The sequence below is a fragment of the Kitasatospora sp. NPDC059146 genome (genome assembly GCF_042786665.1).
In the GTDB taxonomy this organism is placed as follows: domain Bacteria; phylum Actinomycetota; class Actinomycetes; order Streptomycetales; family Streptomycetaceae; genus Kitasatospora.
Genome location: NZ_JBHZCY010000141.1, coordinates 19656 through 24199, shown reverse-complemented (window position 1 = coordinate 24199; position 4544 = coordinate 19656). Strand labels below are relative to the sequence as shown.

The window sequence follows — 4544 nt, the reverse complement described above, 5'->3', positions numbered from 1 at the left end:
CCCCGGGGCCGCCTTCCGCGTTCCACCGTGCGCGTCACCGGCCGCTAGCGCGCGGCGCCGTCCGGGGTGACCGGATCCGGGCCCGCGTGGGCGTCGCCCTCCATCGGCACCTCCTGGCCGCTCGTCCGGTCCACCACCGTCCGCCCGGCCAGCGGCGAGCGCAGGTCGACGGAGACGGCCTGCCGCTTGGCCATCGCGGTGCAGACGTGCCCGGGCTGGACGGTCGGCGGGCCCGGCACGATCACCACGCCCACCTGGCCCGGCTGCGACTCGTCCGCCTTCACCGCGTACGTGGTGCAGACCCCGCCGAAGAAGTAGACGGTCAGCTTGTTGCTGCCGTCCAGCCGGTAGCCGGTCGGCGGCCGGACGTTCGAGTTGGCCGGGCCGCCACCGGCCGGGTTGGGCTCACCGGGGGCGATCCCGTTGGGCGGGGGAGTGGCCGGCGTCGTGGGCCGCCCGGGTGCGGGCTCGGCCGGGGTCGGCGTCGCCCCGCCCGACGGGGCCCCCGCGGGCGCCGGCGCGGACGGCGAACCGGAGTCCGCCGGGGCCGTCGGGGACCCGCTCGGCGGGGCCGAGCTGCTCACGGAGGCCGAGGCGGTGCTCGCCGCCGAGTCCCCGGAACCCTTGCCGTCGCCGTTGCAGCCGGCCAGGGTCACCACTGCCGCCAGCGCGGCCACCGCCAGGGCCACCGCCCGCCGACCGCGGCGGGGCATCGTCTCCAGATCCATCTGCGCATCCTCCCGAGGGCTCAGCGGCGCGGCCTCCTCGGCCGCACCGCGCGGATGTGACGTGCCCCGGTCGGATCCGGTTCCCCGGTCCTCACATGCCGTACTCGGCCATCCCGGCGACCAGCCGCTGCGCCCCGGACGGCACCCGGACGCCGACGGACGCGGGGGCGGCGGGCTCCGGTCCGGCCGTCACCACCGGCCAGAACCGGCGCAGCCGCCGGGAGGAGCGGACCAGCGCGTCGAGGCTCTCGGCGTCCGCGTCGGCTCGGCGGGCGCTCGGCGGGAAGGGGTCGGACATCATCGGGCATCGCTCCGATCAAGGGCCGTGGCCGCATCGCCACGGTCGTCGACGGGCCCCGACCGATCGCGGCAGGGCTCCATGGGGCCGACCCTAGGCCCGGCCCGGTGGGCCCACCAGTGCTACCCGGAGGTAGTACACGTTGGGGGGTCCGGGGTGCCACCATGGCGGGGAAGGCGACCGGCAGCTTGCGGGACTCTTGCTGGCGTGCCGTGCCGGACGGGTACCGTGAGTGGGTTCATTCGCCCCCGCTGGCCCTGTTGCCATCCTGAGGAGACCCCCGTGCGTATCGCCGTCGCCGGCTCGATCGCCACCGACCACCTGATGACGTTCCCCGGTCGGTTCGCCGACCAGCTCGTCGCCGAGCAGCTGCACACCGTGTCGCTGTCCTTCCTGGTCGACGCCCTGGACATCCGCCGTGGTGGCGTCGCGCCGAACATCGCGTTCGGCATGGGCGTGCTCGGGCTCCGGCCGATCCTGGTCGGTGCCGCCGGCGCGGACTTCGCCGAGTACCGCAGCTGGCTGGAGCGCAACAACGTGGACTGCAACTCCGTCCACATCTCCGAGACCCGGCACACCGCCCGCTTCATGTGCACCACGGACGAGGACCACAACCAGATCGCCTCGTTCTACACCGGTGCCATGGCCGAGGCCCGCAACATCGAGCTCAAGCCGATCGCCGACCGCGTCGGCGGCCTCGACCTCGTCCTGGTCGGCGCCGACGACCCCCAGGGCATGGTCCGCCACACCCAGGAGTGCCGCACCCGCGGTTACGCCTTCGCCGCCGACCCCTCCCAGCAGCTGGCCCGTCTGGACGGCGAGGACATCCGCGAGCTGGTGGACGGCGCCTCGTACCTCTTCACCAACGAGTACGAGGCCGCGCTGATCGAGACCAAGACCGGCTGGGACGCCGAGGAGCTGCTCACCCGCGTCGGCACCCGGGTCACCACCCTGGGCAGCAAGGGCGTCCGGATCGAGCGCAAGGGCGAGGCCCCGATCGTGGTCGGCTGCCCGGCCGAGGAGGCCAAGGTCGACCCGACCGGCGTCGGGGACGCCTTCCGGGCCGGCTTCCTGTCCGGGCTGTCCTGGGGCCTCGACCTGGAGCGCGCCGCCCAGCTCGGCTGCATGCTCGCCACCCTGGTGATCGAGACCGTCGGCACCCAGGAGTACGACCTGCGTCCGGCCGCCTTCCTGAAGCGGATCGAGGACGCCTACGGGGCCGAGGCCGCCGCGGAGATCCGCACCCACCTGGTCTAGCGGCCGGGCCCTGGTGGTCCGCCCCTCAGGAGCGGCGCACCACCAGGTAGGCCGAGCCCCGGTCGCCGCCGTAGTCGGCGGCCGGGGCCTCCCCGGCGTACTCCTGACCGCGCATCCCGCACCAGGCCGGGACGTCCAGCCGGGCCGCCTCGTCGTCCGCCAGCACGGCGACGGTGCCGCCCACCGGCACCTCGCCGATCCGCTTCGCCAGCTCGATCACCGGCAGCGGGCACCGCTTGCCGAGCGCGTCGATCACGAGCAGTGGCCCGGCGTCGGCCGCCGGCGCCGGCAGGTCCAGCCCGAGCGGGGCGCGGACCCCGGCGACCACGTCCGGCAGCACGCCGAGGAAGCGCTCCACGTCGGCCTCGGCCGTCCCGTACGGCAGCGAGACCCGGACGTTGCCCTCGGTGAGCACGCCCATGGCGGCCAGCACGTGGCTCGGCGTCAGGGTGGAGGAGGTGCAGGAGGAGCCGGAGGAGACCGCGAAGCCCGCCCGGTCCAGCTCGGTCAGCAGCACCTCGCCGTCCACGTACAGGCAGGAGAAGGTGACGAGGTGCGGCAGCCGCCGCACCGGGTCGCCGACCACCTCGACCTCGGGCACCAGCTGCGGCACCCGGCCGCGGATCCTCTCCACCAGGGCGTGCAGCCGGGCGTTCTCCCGCTCGGCCTCCGCCCGGACGGCGCGCAGCGAGGCGGCCGCGGCCACGATCGCCGGGACGTTGACGTAGCCGGGCACCCGCCCGCCCTCGCGCTCGTCGGCCGGCAGCGGCGAGGCGTACCGGACGCCCTTGCGCACGGCGAGGACGCCGACCCCGGGCGGTCCGCCCCACTTGTGGGCGCTCGCGGTCAGCAGCGACCAGCCCGCCGGGACGTCCATCCGTCCGGCGCTCTGTGCGGCGTCGACCAGCAGCGGAACCCCGGCCGCGGCGCACAGTTCGGCCACCTCGCCGACCGGCTGGACGGTGCCCACCTCGTGGTTGGCGCTCTGCAGCGCGGCCAGCGCGGTGTCGGTCCGCAGCAGGGCGCCGAAGGCCCGCGGGTCCACCCGCCCGGTGCGGTCCACCGGGGCCACCGAGACCTCGCCGCCGCCCGCCTCGTGGCGTTCGCCGACGTGCAGCACGCTGGAGTGCTCCACCGCGGAGTGCACCAGGTGCCCGCCGCGCCTGCGGTTCCCGGCCAGGGCGCCCAGCAGCCCGAGTTGGACGGCCTGCGTCCCGCTCGCGGTGAAGGAGATCTCGTCGGGCCGCGCGCCCAGGACGGCGGCGACCGTCTCGCGGGCGGCGTCCAGCAGCATCCGGGCCTGCCGGCCGGAGCGGTACAGCCGGGCCGGATCGGCCCAGCCCTCGTCCAGGGCGGCGGTCAGGGCCTGCCGCGCGACGGGGTGCAGAGGGGCTGTCGAGGCCACGTCGAAGTACACGGGGCCATTGAACCTCAGCGACGGTGCAGAGGGCCGTGCGGGAGGGAGGCCGAGCACCCCGGCTTCCCCGACGTGGCCTGAATCGAGCGATGCAGCGGAGGAGTGGACCACTGGTCGGGAAACGGAATTGACGGAGCGTCGGTTCGTGCTGGTACGGTCGTCGCGGTTCAAGGGGGTGGGCCGGTTGCGTCTGCGGCGAGGGCTGCCTCCTTATCGAGAGACCTCGGAAAGGAAAGCTCGACGTGATTGCCCAGTTCTCGAAGGGAAAGCGGATCGGCCTTGTGGCCGCGATATCCGCCCTCTTTATGCTTGCCTTCACCCAGCCGGCCTCGGCGGCCGGGCCCAAGGACGCCTATCTGAACAAGAACAGCGGCTACTGTCTGGAGATCGGCGGGTGGCGTACCGACGCAGGCGCCCCGGCGGACCAGTGGCCCTGTGGTGATGCCCAGACCAATCAGGGCTGGTACTTCGACCAGAACAATTACCCGAACGGTTTCTGGCTGAAGAACAAGAACAGCGGTATGTGCCTGGAAGTGGCCGACTGGAGCACGCAGGCCGGTGCCCAGATCCGTCAGTGGCCCTGCGGCACCAATCAGGCCAACCAGCAGTGGGTTGTCGGTAACACCGATGGTCGCTGGATTGAGCTGAGGAACAAGAACAGCGGTATGTGCATGGAGGTCGGGGACTGGAGCAAGGCCTGGGGCGCGCCGGTGAGGCAGTGGCCGTGCGGCAACATGCAGGCGAACCAGATGTGGGGCCTGTGACCAGAGTGGCGTGAGTCGGCTGTGGCCGCCGCCACCCCGCACCCGCTGGCCGCCGCCCCACCCCCGAGGTCGGGGGGGGC

5 protein-coding genes are annotated in these 4544 nt (G+C 73.8%); 2 read left to right on the top strand and 3 right to left on the bottom strand.

Annotation, left to right across the window (positions count from 1 at the left end):
- Nucleotides 1-44: 44 nt before the first annotated feature.
- Entirely contained in the window at nt 45-728 is a 684-nt protein-coding gene (locus ACFXPX_RS37335; protein ID WP_380532579.1) for a hypothetical protein, read from the bottom strand.
- 91 nt (nt 729-819) lie between these two features.
- Entirely contained in the window at nt 820-1029 is a 210-nt protein-coding gene (locus ACFXPX_RS37330; RefSeq protein ID WP_375897353.1) for a hypothetical protein, read from the bottom strand.
- 279 nt (nt 1030-1308) lie between these two features.
- Here ACFXPX_RS37330 and ACFXPX_RS37325 point away from each other — a divergent pair, with 279 nt between their 5' ends.
- Complete coding sequence (locus ACFXPX_RS37325) at nt 1309-2283, top strand: carbohydrate kinase family protein (protein ID WP_375897352.1); 975 nt, start codon at nt 1309-1311, stop codon at nt 2281-2283.
- A gap of 25 nt (nt 2284-2308) precedes the next feature.
- Here ACFXPX_RS37325 and ACFXPX_RS37320 read toward each other — a convergent pair whose 3' ends face one another.
- Complete coding sequence (locus ACFXPX_RS37320; RefSeq protein WP_380644635.1) at nt 2309-3700, bottom strand: cysteine desulfurase/sulfurtransferase TusA family protein; 1392 nt, start codon at nt 3698-3700, stop codon at nt 2309-2311.
- A 242-nt stretch (nt 3701-3942) separates the two neighbouring features.
- Between ACFXPX_RS37320 and ACFXPX_RS37315 the strand changes: the two genes are divergently transcribed.
- Nucleotides 3943-4464: an RICIN domain-containing protein gene (locus tag ACFXPX_RS37315; RefSeq protein WP_380595124.1), complete on the top strand. Its 522-nt coding sequence runs from the start codon at nt 3943-3945 to the stop codon at nt 4462-4464.
- Nucleotides 4465-4544 lie beyond the last annotated feature (80 nt).

Bases quoted from the DNA above. Each gene is read 5' to 3' on its own strand.
- ACFXPX_RS37335 (WP_380532579.1), bottom strand. From the start codon at position 728: ATGGATCTGGAGACGATGCCCCGCCGCGGTCGGCGGGCGGTGGCCCTG.
- ACFXPX_RS37330 (WP_375897353.1), bottom strand. From the start codon at position 1,029: ATGATGTCCGACCCCTTCCCGCCGAGCGCCCGCCGAGCCGACGCGGAC.